This is a genomic window from Exiguobacterium sp. Leaf196, from assembly GCF_001423965.1.
Lineage (GTDB): Bacteria > Bacillota > Bacilli > Exiguobacteriales > Exiguobacteriaceae > Exiguobacterium_A.
The window spans coordinates 253430-268892 of sequence record NZ_LMPV01000007.1 but is presented as its reverse complement, the minus strand read 5'-3'; the positions used below and the strand labels follow the sequence as shown (position 1 = coordinate 268892).

At 50.7% G+C, this 15463-nt stretch carries 15 protein-coding genes; 11 read left to right on the top strand and 4 right to left on the bottom strand.

What is annotated here, in order from left to right; translation table 11 throughout:
* The 10 genes from ASG02_RS10620 to ASG02_RS10575 are packed head-to-tail and all read left to right on the top strand — an operon-like array spanning window position 1 to window position 10625.
* Window positions 1-1287, top strand: coding sequence for a hypothetical protein (locus ASG02_RS10620; RefSeq protein WP_056063269.1), 1287 nt, complete (start codon window positions 1-3; stop codon window positions 1285-1287).
* Window positions 1277-2311 (top strand): NAD-dependent epimerase, encoded by a 1035-nt coding sequence (locus ASG02_RS10615; RefSeq protein ID WP_056063266.1) that lies wholly within the window; start codon window positions 1277-1279, stop codon window positions 2309-2311. The genes ASG02_RS10620 and ASG02_RS10615 overlap by 11 nt, the downstream gene beginning before the upstream one ends.
* On the top strand, window positions 2301-3650 hold the full coding sequence (locus tag ASG02_RS10610) for a phenylacetate--CoA ligase family protein (RefSeq protein ID WP_056063265.1): 1350 nt from the start codon (window positions 2301-2303) through the stop codon (window positions 3648-3650). The genes ASG02_RS10615 and ASG02_RS10610 overlap by 11 nt, the downstream gene beginning before the upstream one ends.
* Before the next feature lie 12 nt (window positions 3651-3662).
* A complete protein-coding gene (locus tag ASG02_RS10605; RefSeq protein ID WP_056063262.1) occupies window positions 3663-5006 on the top strand; it encodes a nucleotide sugar dehydrogenase in 1344 nt (447 codons plus the stop codon).
* Entirely contained in the window at window positions 4994-6103 is a 1110-nt protein-coding gene (locus ASG02_RS10600) for a glycosyltransferase family 4 protein (RefSeq protein ID WP_035410382.1), read from the top strand. Before ASG02_RS10605 ends, ASG02_RS10600 begins: the two co-directional genes overlap by 13 nt.
* Window positions 6104-6118: 15 nt before the next feature.
* Window positions 6119-6739 carry a sugar transferase gene (locus ASG02_RS10595; RefSeq protein WP_056063259.1) on the top strand — a complete coding sequence of 207 codons (621 nt, stop codon included), beginning with the start codon at window positions 6119-6121 and terminating at the stop codon, window positions 6737-6739.
* A complete protein-coding gene (locus ASG02_RS10590) occupies window positions 6720-7790 on the top strand; it encodes a GNAT family N-acetyltransferase (protein ID WP_056063256.1) in 1071 nt (356 codons plus the stop codon). The genes ASG02_RS10595 and ASG02_RS10590 overlap by 20 nt, the downstream gene beginning before the upstream one ends.
* Entirely contained in the window at window positions 7787-8938 is a 1152-nt protein-coding gene (locus tag ASG02_RS10585; protein WP_056063253.1) for an aminotransferase class I/II-fold pyridoxal phosphate-dependent enzyme, read from the top strand. The genes ASG02_RS10590 and ASG02_RS10585 overlap by 4 nt, the downstream gene beginning before the upstream one ends.
* Window positions 8939-8961: 23 nt before the next feature.
* Complete coding sequence (locus ASG02_RS10580) at window positions 8962-9705, top strand: hypothetical protein (RefSeq protein ID WP_056063251.1); 744 nt, start codon at window positions 8962-8964, stop codon at window positions 9703-9705.
* A gap of 29 nt (window positions 9706-9734) precedes the next feature.
* Window positions 9735-10625 (top strand): LCP family protein, encoded by an 891-nt coding sequence (locus tag ASG02_RS10575; RefSeq protein WP_056063246.1) that lies wholly within the window; start codon window positions 9735-9737, stop codon window positions 10623-10625.
* Between the two features lie 275 nt (window positions 10626-10900).
* On the opposite strand, the gene ASG02_RS10570 is transcribed toward ASG02_RS10575, so the two are convergent.
* The gene (locus tag ASG02_RS10570; RefSeq protein ID WP_056063243.1) at window positions 10901-11506 is read right to left on the bottom strand and encodes an AmiS/UreI family transporter; all 606 of its coding nucleotides are present in this window, start codon (window positions 11504-11506) and stop codon (window positions 10901-10903) included.
* Window positions 11507-11651: 145 nt separating this feature from the next.
* Window positions 11652-12905, bottom strand: a complete 1254-nt coding sequence (locus tag ASG02_RS10565) for a serine hydrolase (protein WP_056063241.1) — start codon at window positions 12903-12905, stop codon at window positions 11652-11654.
* Between the two features lie 172 nt (window positions 12906-13077).
* Between ASG02_RS10565 and ASG02_RS10560 the strand changes: the two genes are divergently transcribed.
* Complete coding sequence (locus ASG02_RS10560; protein ID WP_035410358.1) at window positions 13078-13989, top strand: Gfo/Idh/MocA family protein; 912 nt, start codon at window positions 13078-13080, stop codon at window positions 13987-13989.
* A gap of 67 nt (window positions 13990-14056) precedes the next feature.
* Here the strand turns inward: ASG02_RS10560 and ASG02_RS10555 are convergent, their stop codons facing one another.
* Entirely contained in the window at window positions 14057-14677 is a 621-nt protein-coding gene (locus ASG02_RS10555) for a hypothetical protein (RefSeq protein WP_056063237.1), read from the bottom strand.
* Window positions 14674-15363 (bottom strand): hypothetical protein, encoded by a 690-nt coding sequence (locus tag ASG02_RS10550; RefSeq protein WP_056063234.1) that lies wholly within the window; start codon window positions 15361-15363, stop codon window positions 14674-14676. Before ASG02_RS10550 ends, ASG02_RS10555 begins: the two co-directional genes overlap by 4 nt.
* Window positions 15364-15463: the final 100 nt, after the last annotated feature.

The window sequence follows — 15463 nt, the reverse complement described above, 5'->3', positions numbered from 1 at the left end:
ATGCGACCAATTCTCTTACTCATCGTCATTGAAGCGCTCGTTTGTCAATTCGCCCGGTCGCTCTTCCCGGACACGTACGTGACCGCCTTGCTGCTCATCAACTCGGTGTTGTTTCTCTATTACCTACTCCGCCAAGCCGAGACGACGCCGCTCTATCTTGTCTTCATCACCGCTTTCTTCGTCCGATTGGTTTTGATGTTCATCGATCTCGAATTGTTCCGCTTACCACCGCACAGTGGGGACGATACGGAAGCCTTTCATCTCGAAGGTGTCCAAATCTTCACCGACCCGTCGACCTTCAATGATGTCGTCCGCGGCACCTATTCCAAGTTTCTCGGAATCTTCTATCTGATGTTCGGACCGGAACGAATCCTTGCTCAGTTCTTCAACGTCATCCTCGGCGTCGTCGCCGTCGTCATCCTAGCAAAGACGTTGCAACGGTTACGTTTACCGGAACGATACGTCTTCGGTGCAACACTCGTCTTCGCATTTTTCCCGCAAGGATTGTTGCTCTCACCGATTCTCTTACGGGATCAGATCGTCGCCCTTGGAATCGTCTATACGCTTTATTACATGGTCCGCTGGACGGAAGAGAAGTCCAGCAGACATATGGTTCTCGCGTATCTCGGCTACTTCGTCAGTACGATGTTCCACTCCGGTCTTGCCGTTGGAATCGCCGTCTTACTCGTCTACTTCTCGTTTTATAGCCATGAGACACGACGCATGGACTTTGAACCGACGAAGGTACAGCGACTGATTTTCCAAGTACTCGTCGTCGGCTTCATCGTCTACAGCTTCCAAGACGTCTTGTTCGCGAAGTTCACCCACGTATCGGAAAACGGACAGTTGTTCAGCGGGATGAGCTATGACCGTGGCGGCTCCGCTTACTTGAATGGATTGACGGTGACAGGTCCAGGCGACATGATTCTCTACTCACCGATCCGGATGATCTACTTCCTGTTCTCACCATTCCCGTGGCAGTGGTCGAGTGTCATGAACATCCTGATTTTCTTCCTTGACGCCATCTTCTACTTCATCGGTTGTTTTGCCATCATTCGGTCGTTCAAACTGATTCGTCAGCATCCGTTCGGCAGCGTCCTCTTCTTCTTTTTCCTTCTTTTTGCACTCAACGCGTTGATCTTCGGTCTTGGAACCGGCAACGTCGGAACGGCCATTCGACACCGGTATAAGTTGTTCCCGATGTTACTCATCGTCTATACATCCGTTCACTACATGCGCCTGCAAGCGCGCCACTACTTCGAGGAGGTCGAACACCGTGCCGAATAAAACGATCTTAATCACTGGTATCGCAGGCTTCATTGGATTTCATGCCGCACGTCGTTTCATCCGGGAGGGTTACCGAGTCATCGGACTCGATGAAGTGAACGACTATTACGACCCGACGTTAAAAGAAGCCCGGCTCGCTGAACTCGGCACGAACTATACATTTTACCGGGTCTCACTCGAAGAGACGGAAGTCGTCGCGCGAATCTTTGAACAAGAATCAATTGATCTCGTTCTCCACTTGGCAGCGCAGGCAGGCGTACGCTATAGCATCGACCGACCCGATGTCTACATGACATCAAACATCGTCGGTTTTCTCTCGATTCTAGAAGCCTGTCGCCATCATCCCGTCGAGCAGTTGATCTACGCTTCATCGAGTTCCGTCTATGGATCGAATACAAAGATGCCATTCGCGACGACGGATGCCGTCGACCATCCGCTAAGTCTTTATGCCGCCTCGAAAAAAGCAAACGAATTAATGGCACACACCTACAGCAGTCTCTACGGCATGAAGACGACAGGGCTTCGCTTCTTTAGCGTCTACGGTCCATGGGGGCGCCCGGATATGGCACTGTTCAAGTTCACGGAGGCAATTGCGAAGGGCGAACCGATTGATCTCTACAACTACGGCGAGATGGGACGGGACTTCACCTACGTCGACGATATCATCGAAAGCATCTATCGTCTGTTCCAGACTGAACCGGAAATCGATCAAGCATTCGATGCGTCCAATCCTTTACCGGACCGTAGTAACGTCCCGTATCGCGTCTACAACATCGGCAGTCATAGCCCGATTCGCTTAAATGAATTCGTCGCCTTGATTGAACGACGCCTCGGTAAGACGGCGATCAAAAACGGGATGCCGTTACAACCGGGTGACGTCCCGGAAAGTTTCGCCGACGTCTCCTCACTATTCGAGACGATCGGCTACCGACCACAGACGACGGTCGAAGCCGGCGTCCATGCATTCATCGACTGGTACGAGAACCATTACTTGATGAAGGAGGGAATCCAAGATGGCGCTTAAAGAGAATCTCTACTATCGCTCTCCAATCTTCATCCAAAATTGGCTGACCTCGTTATACGGTCGGAAGTTGATGCAAGAACGCTACGGTCGCTTCTATGAGCAAAAGATGAAAGAACTTCGGATGAAGGATCGGACGCAGGATTATCAAGCGGAACAGCTCGAACGTCTGAATGCCTTTCTCGCGTTTGTTGTGACGCATACACCGTATTACACACAACTCTTTCACGAACATGATATCCAGTTACCGTTTACGTCACTTGAGCAGCTGCAGACGATTCCGATCCTTGAAAAAGAGACGCTTCGCCAAAACAATGATGCATTCATGTCCCGTGTCGATGCGCCGGTCCGAGGACGGACAGGAGGAACAAGCGGAAAGTCACTCCAAGTCGCCTTCATGCGAGAGGATGTTCAGGAACGGATGGCACACCTTGATTACTTCAAGGAACTTCACGGCTTCCGCGCCGGGATGCGTCGGGCAAGCTTTACCGGGCGGACGCTGACAGCCGTCGATCAGACAAAACCCATCTTCTGGCGGATGAATCGACCACTCAATCAGTTATTACTCTCGATTTTTCATTTGAAAGAAGAGAACTTCCTGGCCTATCTCGAAGAGCTGAATCGTTTTCAACCACGAGCACTCGATGGAACACCGACGGCGATGGTCGAAATCGCTCACTACATGCTAAAGCACCATATTCGACTAGACATTCCACTGATCGCCATTTTTCCGACATCCGAAACAGTGACCGAGGAGATGCGCTCCATTCTTGAGGAAGCGTTCGGTGTCCCGGTCTTCGATCAGTACGGTTCCTCAGAAGGAGCACCAATCATCTCGGAATGCCGCCAACATAAACTGCATCTGCATCACGAAACCGGCATCATCGAACCGTATGGAGAGGATGGAGAAGTCATCGTCACCTGTTTTACGACACGCGGAACACCGCTGATTCGCTACCGGATCGGTGATCGGATGACACTTAGTGACGAGACATGCAATTGCGGTTTGAATGGTCCCGTCATCGCTTCGATCGACGGACGGGGAACGAGCTACATCGTCAGTGAGAAGCGCGGTAAAGTCTTCGAAGGAGATATCACGACCATCGCACGGGAACTGCCGAACTCAGTCTTACGGCTCCAAGTCGAGCAGCACGCGTTGAATCATGTGACGCTTCGCTATATTCCGGACGTCAAGCGATTCCAGCCAAGACACGAACAGATTCTCTTGAACGAGATGCGCAAGTTACTCGGCTCCGACATGAAAATCGTCCTTGAACCAGTCGAACACGTCAAACAAGAGCCAAACGGAAAAACGTTGATCGTCAAACAGTCGATGAAATAGGAGGAACCCAACATGAACAAGGCAGTCAAACACATCGTAGATACGACAGCAGCCCATACTGGTGCACTTCCCATTGCCAACCGTTCGATTGCCGTCGTCGGACTCGGCTACGTCGGACTTCCCGTTGCCGTCGCGTTCGGTGAAAAGACGGGCGTGATCGGCTTTGACATCAAGGAACAACGAATCCAAGAACTTCAAGAAGGCATCGACGCAACACTCGAACTGAGTCCCTTCACGTTGAAGAACGCAACCGTCGATTATGTCTCAGATCCATCGGCACTGCAGGCGAGCGACTTCATCATCATCGCCGTTCCGACCCCGATCAATGCACAGAACCAGCCGGACCTGACACCACTCTTACGGGCGTCGCACCTCGTGGGTCGCCAGCTCAATAAAGGCGACATCGTCGTCTACGAGTCGACCGTCTACCCAGGAGCTACGGAAGAAGATTGTATCCCGGTTCTTGAAGAAGCGTCCGGCTTATGCGCTGGTGTCGACTTCTTCGTCGGCTACTCACCGGAGCGAATCAACCCGGGTGACCATGAGCACACGTTCAAAACGATTAAAAAAATCGTCTCCGCCCAAGATGAACAGACACTGGATATCGTCGCGGAAGTTTATGAAGCCGTCGTCGAAGCCGGTGTCCACCGTGCCTCATCGATCAAGGTCGCGGAAGCAGCAAAAATCATCGAAAACACACAACGCGACCTCAACATCGCCTTAATGAACGAACTCGCAATCATCTTCGACCGGATGAATATCGATACACTCGAAGTTCTCGAAGCAGCCGGCACGAAATGGAACTTCCTCCCGTTCCGTCCGGGTCTCGTCGGCGGTCACTGTATCGGTGTCGATCCGTTCTATCTGACGATGAAGGCGGAGTCACTTGGCTACCATCCGGAAGTCATCCTTGCCGGTCGCCGGATCAACGAGACGATGGGGCGTTTCATCGCCACAGCGCTCGTTAAGAACTTGATCAAACAGAATATGCCGGTGCTCGGTGCCCGGGTCACCATTCTTGGATTATCGTTCAAAGAAAACGTCAGCGACATCCGCAACTCGAAAGTTGCGAACCTCGTTCATGAAATCGAAGAGTTCGGAATCGATGTCCAAGTGACGGACCGACTCGTCGAAAAGAGTGAGGCAAAACGTGAGTACGGGATCGACTTACTCGAGATGAGTGAACTCAAACCAGCCGACGTCGTCATCTTTGCCGTCTCACACGAAGAATACGTTGAAGGTGGTTGGAATCTGGCACAACACTTACTGAAGGTCGGTCGCGGCATCGTCGTCGACATCAAAGGCATGTTGCCACGAGCAGAACAACCGGAGGGGGTCCACGTATGGCGCCTCTAAAAATCCTTCAAGTCTGTGCTCTCGATACGACGGCAGAGACGATGTTGCAGCCGCTCTTACTCGCTTTGCAAAACGCTGGGCACGACGTCGGCATCGCCTGTGCCGACACGGGTGCCTCGGTGAAACTGGCAGCAAAGGGATTCCGGATGCATGACATTCCGATTGAGCGGCGAATCGACTGGACGAGTAACTGGCGGACGATCCGTGAAATCACGCGAATCTTGAAAGAGGATGGTTACGACGCCGTCCATGTCCACACACCAGTCGCCGCTGCCCTTGGACGGGTCGCCGCCAAACGTGCCGGGACGAAGCATATCGTCTATACGGCACACGGTTTTTACTTTCACGAGAAGATGGGGCGGATGACGTATCAGCTAACGTATTCAGTCGAAAAGTGGTTAGCACGTCTCGCGACCGATTATCTGCTCCTTCAAAGCGAGGAAGATTATCAACTCGCCCAGCGCAAACGTTTTAAAGCGAATACCCGGCTGATGCATCTCGGAAATGGAATCGACTTGACCCGCTTCTATCCACGACCACGTGAAGCCGGAGCGCCGTTTACGTTCTTATTCATCGGTCGGATCGTCGAAGAGAAAGGAATTCTCGAACTGCTCGATGCATTCGAAGATGTCGTCTATCGTCACCCGGAAGCCCGTCTCGTCATTGCCGGTGAGATGATGGCAAGCGAGCGCGATCAGACGACGAAACACTTATTCTTACGGCGGATCCGCGAGATCCCAAACGTCGACTACCTGGGATTCGTCGAAGACGTACCAGGTTTGTTCCAACAAGTCGATGCCTTCGTCTTACCGTCGCATCGCGAAGGCGTACCACGATCAATCATCGAAGCGATGGCGAGCGCAAAACCGGTCATCGCGACAAACATCCGCGGCTGTCGTGAGGAAGTCGTCGAGGGGAAGACAGGCTATCTCATCGAAGTCCGCGATATCACGAAGCTTGCCAAACGGATGAACACACTCGTCGAACATCCTGACCGTGCCAACGAGATGGGACGTAACGGATTTGACCGTGCCATGAAACATTTCAACGAAGCCGACGTCATCAAACGACAACTTGATCTCTTTTCAGCTATGTAAAAGGAGGACGTCATCATGAAACGCACATTCGACTTCACGGTTAGTCTTATCGCTATCCTGATCCTGATTCCCGTCTACGCCCTCGTCGCCTTAGTCATCTATACGAAGCTCGGTCGTCCGATTTTCTTCAATCAAGTCCGCCCGGGTTACAAGGGTGAGTTGTTCAAAATCTACAAATTCCGCACGATGACGAACGAAACGGATACTGAGGGAAAACTTCTCCCGGATGCAGACCGGATTCCCGCATCACTCGAGTGGATTCGTCGCTTAAGCCTTGATGAGATTCCGCAGTTCTTTAACATTCTTCGCGGACAGATGAGCTTCGTCGGGCCACGTCCGTTACTCGTCAGTTATTTGAACCACTATACGAAGGAGCAGATGACACGGCATGATGTCCTTCCTGGTCTGACGGGCTGGGCGCAGATTCATGGACGGAACGCGACGACGTGGCAACAACGCCTCGAGCAAGATCAATGGTACGCAGCGAATCAGACATTCCGACTCGATCTCTACATTTTGATCAAGACGTTCAAAATGGTCATCTCGTCAGAAGGGAACTCGACGGCTCATCAGACTGGGATGGGTGAGTTCAAGGGTCTCGACGGAGGTGTTCCCCATGATGTCGTTAAGCGATGAACGGTTGATCCGGGATCCGCGCGAATGGGATGCACTCGTTGCGACCTATCAGCTCGATTGTTACTACGAATATGCTTACTTCGAACTCGCGAAGGAACACGACGAGATTCCTGAGTTATTTTATTATCCAACGGAGTTTGGGACGTTGATCTATCCGTACTTGCGGCGACGGATTCCAGGCACACTCTTTGAAGATATCACGACACCTTACGGCTACGGTGGTCCTTACTTCAAAGGCATCTGGTCACTCGATCAGATTCGCGAAGCGCGCGAGCGATTCGAACGCTATTGCAATGAGACGGGAATCGTCACAGAGACGGTTCGCTTCCATCCACTCTTGCACAATCAAGAACTGGGTCAATACTGGTGCCATCAAACGGAGATCCTGCAGCCGACCGTGACACTGGAACTAACGGACCCGTTCGAGATGATCGAAAACGACTTTTCGCAAATGACGCGACGCAACATCCGGAAGGCACGTCGCGAAGGCGTGACGATTCGTCTTGGGCGCCCGGAAGAATACGGAGACTTCGCGCATCTCTATCAGATGACAATGGACAAACATCAAGCGGATGCCCGGTATTACTTTAATCAGACTTACTTCAATCATTTCGCGGACGGACGGATTAACAACGTGCTGTTGCTAGCTGAACATGACGGGCGCATCATCGCCGGGTGCATCGTCTTGACTGGTCGCCAGTTCGCGCATTATCATCTCGGTGCTTCCGATCCCGCGTCGTTAGCACTTCGACCCAACCATCTATTATTCGCGGAGATGATTCGTTGGGCAAAACAAGCCGGTTTTCAAGCGCTTCATCTCGGTGGAGGCACGACACGATCGAATACGGATAGCTTGCTTGCCTACAAACGATCCTTTAGTGCGAATCAAACGTTTTTTGGACTCGGTACGTCGATTCTGGATGCCACGATCTATGAGCGTCTAACGCGACAATTCGAACGACAACATCCGGAAACTCAAATGGGTCACTGGTTCCCGCTCTACCGAACACCGATTCGTCATCTGTCATCTCGAAGGGAGGAAACATCATGAAACACATCCCACTCTCCATCCCGCATTTAAGTGGTCAAGAAGCCCGTTATGTCACCGAGGCACTCGAGACGAACTGGGTCGCCCCTCTTGGACCAAATGTCGATGCCTTTGAACGAGATATGCAAGCGTACACGGGTGCTGGTGCAACGCTTGCGACGAGCAGTGGGACAGCAGCGATTCATCTGGCGCTCGCGACACTTGGTGTCACGACGGGGGATGATGTCTTCTGTCAGTCCTTGACGTTCATTGCCTCGACGAATCCGATTCGGTATGTCGGAGCGCGACCTGTATTGATCGACTCGGAAGAAGAGACCTGGAACATGTCGCCCGTCGCACTCCGTCGGGCCTTGATCCAGGCGGCAACGCGTGGTCGACTTCCGAAGGCTGTCATCGTCGTTCATCTGTACGGTGTCGCCGCGCAAATCGAGGAGATTGCTGCGCTCTGTGAAGAGTACGATGTTCCGTTGATCGAGGATGCTGCAGAATCACTCGGGACTCGTGTCAACGGGCGGATGACCGGAACGTTCGGAACGTTCGGTATCTATTCGTTCAATGGCAACAAAATCATCACGACGTCAGGCGGCGGGATGCTCGTCGCAAATGATCCGGCTCTGATCGAACGTGCCTTTTATCTCGGAACACAGGCGCGACAGCAGGTCTTGCATTATGAGCATACGGAAGTCGGCTACAATTACCGAATGAGTAATGTCGCTGCTGGGATCGGACGGGGACAGCTTGAGGTTCTCGATCAACGCGTCGATGCACGGCGGAAAATTTTTGATCGCTACGACCGTGCCTTTGCCCCGGACAGCGTCACGTCGCAAGCCGAGCAGCCTGGAACGTTCGCCAACCGCTGGCTCAGTGCCTTTCTTTTACCGGGTGGTCAAGCGCAACGCGATGCGATGATTCAGACACTGCAACAAGCGAATGCCGAGTCTCGCCCGGTCTGGAAACCGATGCACTTACAACCTATCTATCGCGACGTACCATTCGTCACAGCAGAAGGGGTTGACGTCAGCCGTCGCTTGTTTGAAGACGGTATCTGCCTTCCGTCTGCTTCACAAATGACGTTCACTGAACAAGCCGTCGTCATCCGAAACGTTCGTCATGCTTTACAGACGACCGTACGCCGGAACGTCCAGTCATGAATATATGGGAAGGGGACATCGTCATGCGCGATATGGAGGAAGCGATCCACGCACTCCGTCTCGCTGCGAACGGGAAGAATGAATTGACGGCCAATACCTATTTCCGCTGGCAACTCCACACCACTCATCCAAGCGTCGCGGAAATCCTGATGCTGTTTGGATCGTGGCAAATCGCCTTGGAACGAGCAGGCATCGGGCATGCCCGCTTGACGTTCACGAAATCGGAAATCATTGATGCCTTGCGTCAGGCACGGGAGGAACTCCATCCTTTCACGAGTGCGACGTACCGCGAATGGGCACAACAGAAACAAGCACCAAGCCTGACGGATATCGTCCATCAATTCAACTCGTGGCAGCAGGCATTGTCAGAAGCGGATATCTTAAAGGAACGCGTCCAGGAAATGGAACAACGGATCATCGAGTCATTACTGGAAGCGCAAGGGGTCTTGCCGGTCTTGACGAGTCAGACCTACACGAAGTGGGCGGCTGGTCAAAATCGTCCGACCGTCGCAACGATTGCCCGCCGGTACGGCTCTTGGTCAAACGCACTTGAAATCATTGGGATCGAATTCCCGCGTAAACGCTGGCGGGAAGAAGAAGTGCTCGAAGTACTTGCTGAAGCCGCACAAGAGACGGAGCATCTGACGATCGCAAGTTATCAACGGTTCAGTATCGGACGTGATGCGCCAAGCATCGGAGTCATCACTGCCTTGTTCGGTAGCTGGCGCAATGCTTTACTGGTACTCGAAGCACAACGACCGTCCTGAATTGAAATTGAAGAAAAGGAGAATGGGTGATGAAGAAATGGAAATGGATCGTACTGACACTTACGGGGATTTGCCTGCTCCTTCTCTTTAGTTCAGGCGGATATGTGTATCATAAAGCGAGTCAGACGCTCAAAGAAGTCCAGGTACCGGTCAAAGCAAGCGTTGAGACGGAAAAAGCCGTTGAGCAGAAAAAAGGACTCTCGTTTCTCTTACTCGGCGTCGATCAACGAAAAAATGAGACAGGACGGAGTGATACGATCATCGTCGTGACGATTGATCCGAAAACGAATACCAGTCAGATGATCAGCATCCCGCGCGACTTAAAGACAGACATCATCGGCAATGGTTCGAATGATAAAATCAACCATGCCTATGCCTTCGGTGGTCCACAGATGGCGCTTGATACGGTCAGTCATCTGTTAAAGATTCGAATCGACTATTTCGCTGAGATCAATCTAGCGGGTTTTACGGATCTCGTCAATGCGGTGGATGGGGTCAGAGTCAAGAACGATATCAATTTTTCGTACTATGAGATGCAGTTCCCAAAAGGAGAACTATTACTGAACGGGAAGGAAGCACTCGCCTATGCTCGTATGCGGCACGATGATCCACGTGGGGACTTCGGACGACAAATCCGCCAACGGCAAGTCGTTCAGGCAGTCGCCGATAAAATGACAGAGGACTTCTCGATTCGTCGTTTCAACGCTATCCTCGACGCCCTCGGGAAAAACGTCAAGACGAACGTACCATTTTCCGTTGCCCGGACGGTCGCGACGGACTACCGGGATGCCTTACGAAACGTCAAGACCTTGTCGCTTGACGGATCAGGAGGCATCGAATCGGACGGCATCTATTACTGGCATCCGACGGATAAGTCGTTAAAAGAAGTTCAAGCTCAACTGCAGGAAGCGCTCAAATGATTGGAATGGAGAGGAAATTGCGATATCAGGACTGATTGATAACGAAACGAACGCTACTCTCATCCGCGCTTTCCTCAGGCGGGAAATCAGCCGCGGCAACCAACATTTCATGCTGTTTGCCAGGTCTGATTCATCCCTGACGAAAGTACCAATGGCACTTTCTTTTCCTGTAGGAGTCGCGGATGAACGATAGCGTTCTCCATCAATCAAAAAAGATGTCCATTTCCGATTCATAACCGGAAATAGACATCTTTTTTGATGAATCGATTAGCATGTCACGACGAGCGGATCGTCCGAAGCATCGAGAATTTCATCATTGTATAAAGGAAATAGACGACAGTCAGAATGGCAGCACCGCTCCATAACCATTGGTATGCCGTACTGAAGTAGCCAAACCGAAGACCGATCAGTGCCGGGACGATCAACGTCAACCAGCTTAATACGAGGGCGACGCGGGCAGTGATCGCGTCAATCGGGCGATTCATTCCCATCCCAAGGAAAAACAGGCTCCAGAGCAATACCCAGAACAACCATGTCACCCCGCCGATGATGTCTGCTGTCGTGAAGCTGACAAATGCATAAAATAAAGCGGCGATCGCAACGAACAAGGAAAACCAACCGACACCGCTTCCGTCGAGATTAAATAAGAACGTGATCCCGACATAAACATACGTAAAAGCAAACAAATAAATACTCGCGTACCCGAACGTCAACGCTGGATCACCTGCCGCACCGATGACAAGATACGTTGCGATGAACGTTTGCAGTAGACCCGTGATGAGACTGAAGACACCAGCACTACGGAGATCGACTTTTCCAAACAAGGTCAAACTATTTAAAAAGAGCGCAACGCCCCCAAATAACAAACTGACATTTCCCACGTAAAAACTCTCCTTCATTAAGACGTCAGACGTCTGATTCTAAAGTTAACTCTAAGATGAATTCGTTTTCAGCGCAAGTATAATTTGAAGGAAAAAGAAAACAGTCTGGCTCCCGAAACGGAAAACCAGACTGTTGATGAGTCGATTATTGATTTAAGACGGAGCGAAGTGTCGTCTCGGTTTGGGACAACGTTCCTTTCAGTGTGACGAGACCATATCGTGTCGATCCTTTTTTGATGAAGAAGACGCGTGTGTAGCCAGATTCCGGTGTGTAACCAGTCTTGCTCGCATAAACACGTGTATCTCCTGGAAGCGACGTATTCGTATGATACCACGTCAATGTCCGTGCATACGGTCCTTTAACGGTCGTCTGATACGACTTGCGTCCACTGATCGTCATGAGCGTGCTGTACTTCGCATATGTATTCGCGAGTTTTTGCATATCAGCAGCTGTCGTGTAATGACTTGGATGATAGAAACCGTGTGGGTTCATGAAATGGCTCGCACTCATTCCGATTGAACGGGCGCGGTTATTCATGTACGAGACGAACTTCGATTCAGAACCAGCTGTCCGGACGGCGATCGCTTTTGCTGCATCGTTGCCAGAGCGGATCAGCATCCCGTTCAAGAGTTGGCGCATCGTCACTTTGTCGCCAACACGGAAACCCGCTACGCTACTGCCAGCAGGGACAGATAACATCGCAGACGTCAGGGTGAACGTTTGATCGAGTGTGCCTTTACGCGCTGCTTCGTCATAAGCGACGATTCCCGTCAATAGTTTCGTTGTACTCGCTGGGTAACGACGAACGAAACTTTCTTTCGTCAATTGATAACTTGACGATCCAAGCTTAAAATACCGCATCGACGCAACAGGATAACTACCACTCGATGGTTTTGGACTGCTCGTCGTCACTTTTCTAGCGACTTGGTTCGACACATAGTAGTAATTGGTCGTACCTTTGACCTTATACCAACCGTTCGAATACGAAACCGCATTGAACTTCGAGTTGTAAGGTGCGAGTCGCTTGATATTCTTTGACGATGCCGTGCTTGGGGATGTTCGGACGTTCGCTCCAGCTTTCGAGTAGACGACGATTCTGTACGTCTTCACTGAACTACTCGATACTTTTTGAGCGACCTGGTTCGATAGATAATGATATGTACCTCCGTCCTTGATCTTGTACCAGCCATTCGTATACGAGACGGCTGTGAATTTTGCCTTGTACGCAGCACGTCTTACAATCGTTGCGGACGAGGCGGTACTCGGCTTCGAGCGGATGTTCGCTCCAATCGTCGAAGTGACGACGACTTGGTAACTGGCTGCCTGAGCCGGAATGGCGGGAAGACACAAAGCGAACAATAATAAGAGCGTAAGACTAGTACGGAGCAAGCGCTTCATAAAAACTCATTCCCTCCTTGTTCAAATATGGTTTTATCATAAAACAAAAAAAGGAAATTCACTTCTTTTCAAAAAAAGGAATTTGATGCCTGTAAAGGGCTGTTTCTCATCTTTTCGTGTCAATTAACGTATCATAGGGAATGTAAGCAACAGTGGAAAAGGAGGAGTTCATATGAAATTAGCCGTCATTGGTTTAGGGGATATCGCTCAAAAAGCCTATTTACCGGTCTATGCTGAACGATCTGATATCGAGGTATATTTGATTTCACGAGATGAAGAGAAAGCAAAACGATTGCAAGCAGACTATCGCTTTGCGGGGACATATGCGACGTTTACTGATGCTGTACAGGAAGGGATCGACGCGGTCATGATCCATTCAGCGACCGTCGTCCATGCCGAGCAAGCGCGACAAGCGCTAGAAGCAGGAATCGCCGTCTACGTTGATAAACCAGTCTCGATGGAAATTGAAGAAATTCGTGAACTGACTCGTCTATCGGAAGAGAAGCAGTTACCGTTCATCACGGGATTCAATCGTCGCTTTGCGTCAGCACACCAGCGCTTACTTGAAGTGAACGATCCGAATCTCGTCCTCATGCAAAAGAATCGGACGTCGTTCATCGAAGACGCCAAGCCATTTCTGTTCGATGATTTCATCCATGTCGCGGACACGCTTCGCTTTTTGACGGGACGTGGTGAGATTGAAGACTTACACGTCAAGAGTAAGCAAGACGAAAGCGGGCTACATCACGTGACGATTCAATTCGTCTCAAACGGCATCACGGCAATCGGTGTCATGAACCGCGATAACGGTATGACGGAAGAACGCGTCGAAGTGATGGGACCGGAAGAAAAACGGGTCGCAACCGACGTGACGACACTCGATCAATTGACGAAGCAAGGGACGCTCCGGTATCCGCTCGATAACTGGGAAGCGACGTTAAAGCGACGCGGGTTCGTCGATATGTTAGACGCGTTCCTTCGGACGATCAAAGGGGAACATTCCGAATCGGTCGTAGCGTCTGATAGCCTCGCGACACATGAATTATGCCAACAGGTGTATGAACACGTTCAAGCTGCGCGTTGAGTAGGAATCGTCAAAAATGCCGCTTCACTCGAGGATATTCTCTCAGAGTGGAGCGGCATTTTAGCGTTTACTTCTTTGATAGTTGTTTGAGTTGATAGATTCGCTTACCACTCGGTCCTTCGAACGTCACACGAAGTGTCGAGCGGGCGAAGCGGTAACTGACTTGTCCTTCGGATAAGTTGATACGAGCAGAGAAATCCGGTTCAAAACGAATGATCTCTTCGTCGTTTCGCAGTGCGTCCGGGACACCGAACTGCTCAAAGCGAATCATCGCGATGAATGTGTCCTGCTCGTCAAAAGACACATGAATACGTCCGGTTCCGTCGAACGGCTCGTCTTCGAGTGTACTTCGTTCGACTTCATACGTACCTTCGAACTGTTCGACTTGCTGCAACATCTCTTTTGCACTGAGGGCAATGGCTTCTGCCCTTTTTCGAACAGGATGATCCGTTGTGAGTTGAAGACGTTCGATTGCTTCCGCTGTTTTTAAGACATCACGCAGTTGATAACCAGCAAGCTGTCGTTCAAGCTGAACCATCAGCCGAGCAGCCGGTTCATCGATATCTTGTTCCGATCGTTCGACGGCACGGGTGTAGGTTTGCTGCTCGAGCTGTTCTTGGATCCTAGATGTTTCTGGCGAACACGCCATCAAAAGACAAAGAGGCAGACAAAGGAGCACTCGTTTCATGAAGTCACCTCCGTTCGATTGACATCAATGATTTGAAGATGATCCGTATGCACTTTCAGACGATAATGGACGCGGTACGTCACAGGCTCTGAACCGTTTGCTGTCGCAATTTGGTACGTTTCTTGTGTACGTAAATGATACGTAACTCCCTTTGACGTGAATTTTTGGAATGTCACGGCGAGAACACTTGGAGCGACTGGGGCATCAACGGCATTCGTTATACGATGGAGATGCTTGAATTCTGATTCAAAGACGTTCAAGGTCGTGAACTGGATCGCAGAAAACGTCTCGATGGAATCGTATTTCTTCGAGAATGTCGCAAGCTCCGGAATCGTCCGAGTATATTGACGGACGAAGCGAAGGACATCATAGGACGTTGGAGGACGGTCTTTCGAGTACGTTTGATTGTACGCTGTTTGTTCATCGGACCATTCCGAAAGCGCGACTGCTTCGACACTAGGTGTCTGACCCGCTTCAGGGGAAACGGGATCTTGTAGCAAATACCACAGGAAACCGGCTCCTCCGACGAGAAAGAGCAAAAGGCAGGTACTGATGAGCCAAGTCCGTGAAGTGGACGAAGTAGGTGGTTCGGCGAGTTGTTCTTTCTTGATAACAGGATGTTGGCAATGCGAACAAATCGTATCGTATTGACGAAGTGGTGTTCCACATAACGAACAGCGTTCCATGAAATAAGACCTCCTGTGTATGTAAAATGAAATGTCAGATAAGGTAATGGTAATTTGAAATTAGTATCATCGTAACATTAATTGGAAACGCAATCAAAAC

What these genes read in the sequence shown, in the direction of transcription:
- ASG02_RS10575 (WP_056063246.1), top strand. Translation starts at nt 9,735, where the DNA reads ATGAAGAAATGGAAATGGATCGTACTGACACTTACGGGGATTTGCCTG.
- ASG02_RS10555 (WP_056063237.1), bottom strand. Translation starts at nt 14,677, where the DNA reads ATGAAACGAGTGCTCCTTTGTCTGCCTCTTTGTCTTTTGATGGCGTGT.
- ASG02_RS10565 (WP_056063241.1), bottom strand. Translation starts at nt 12,905, where the DNA reads ATGAAGCGCTTGCTCCGTACTAGTCTTACGCTCTTATTATTGTTCGCT.
- ASG02_RS10585 (WP_056063253.1), top strand. Translation starts at nt 7,787, where the DNA reads ATGAAACACATCCCACTCTCCATCCCGCATTTAAGTGGTCAAGAAGCC.
- ASG02_RS10550 (WP_056063234.1), bottom strand. Translation starts at nt 15,363, where the DNA reads ATGGAACGCTGTTCGTTATGTGGAACACCACTTCGTCAATACGATACG.
- ASG02_RS10600 (WP_035410382.1), top strand. Translation starts at nt 4,994, where the DNA reads ATGGCGCCTCTAAAAATCCTTCAAGTCTGTGCTCTCGATACGACGGCA.
- ASG02_RS10605 (WP_056063262.1), top strand. Translation starts at nt 3,663, where the DNA reads ATGAACAAGGCAGTCAAACACATCGTAGATACGACAGCAGCCCATACT.
- ASG02_RS10590 (WP_056063256.1), top strand. Translation starts at nt 6,720, where the DNA reads ATGATGTCGTTAAGCGATGAACGGTTGATCCGGGATCCGCGCGAATGG.
- ASG02_RS10610 (WP_056063265.1), top strand. Translation starts at nt 2,301, where the DNA reads ATGGCGCTTAAAGAGAATCTCTACTATCGCTCTCCAATCTTCATCCAA.
- ASG02_RS10580 (WP_056063251.1), top strand. Translation starts at nt 8,962, where the DNA reads ATGCGCGATATGGAGGAAGCGATCCACGCACTCCGTCTCGCTGCGAAC.
- ASG02_RS10595 (WP_056063259.1), top strand. Translation starts at nt 6,119, where the DNA reads ATGAAACGCACATTCGACTTCACGGTTAGTCTTATCGCTATCCTGATC.
- ASG02_RS10620 (WP_056063269.1), top strand. Translation starts at nt 1, where the DNA reads ATGCGACCAATTCTCTTACTCATCGTCATTGAAGCGCTCGTTTGTCAA.
- ASG02_RS10560 (WP_035410358.1), top strand. Translation starts at nt 13,078, where the DNA reads ATGAAATTAGCCGTCATTGGTTTAGGGGATATCGCTCAAAAAGCCTAT.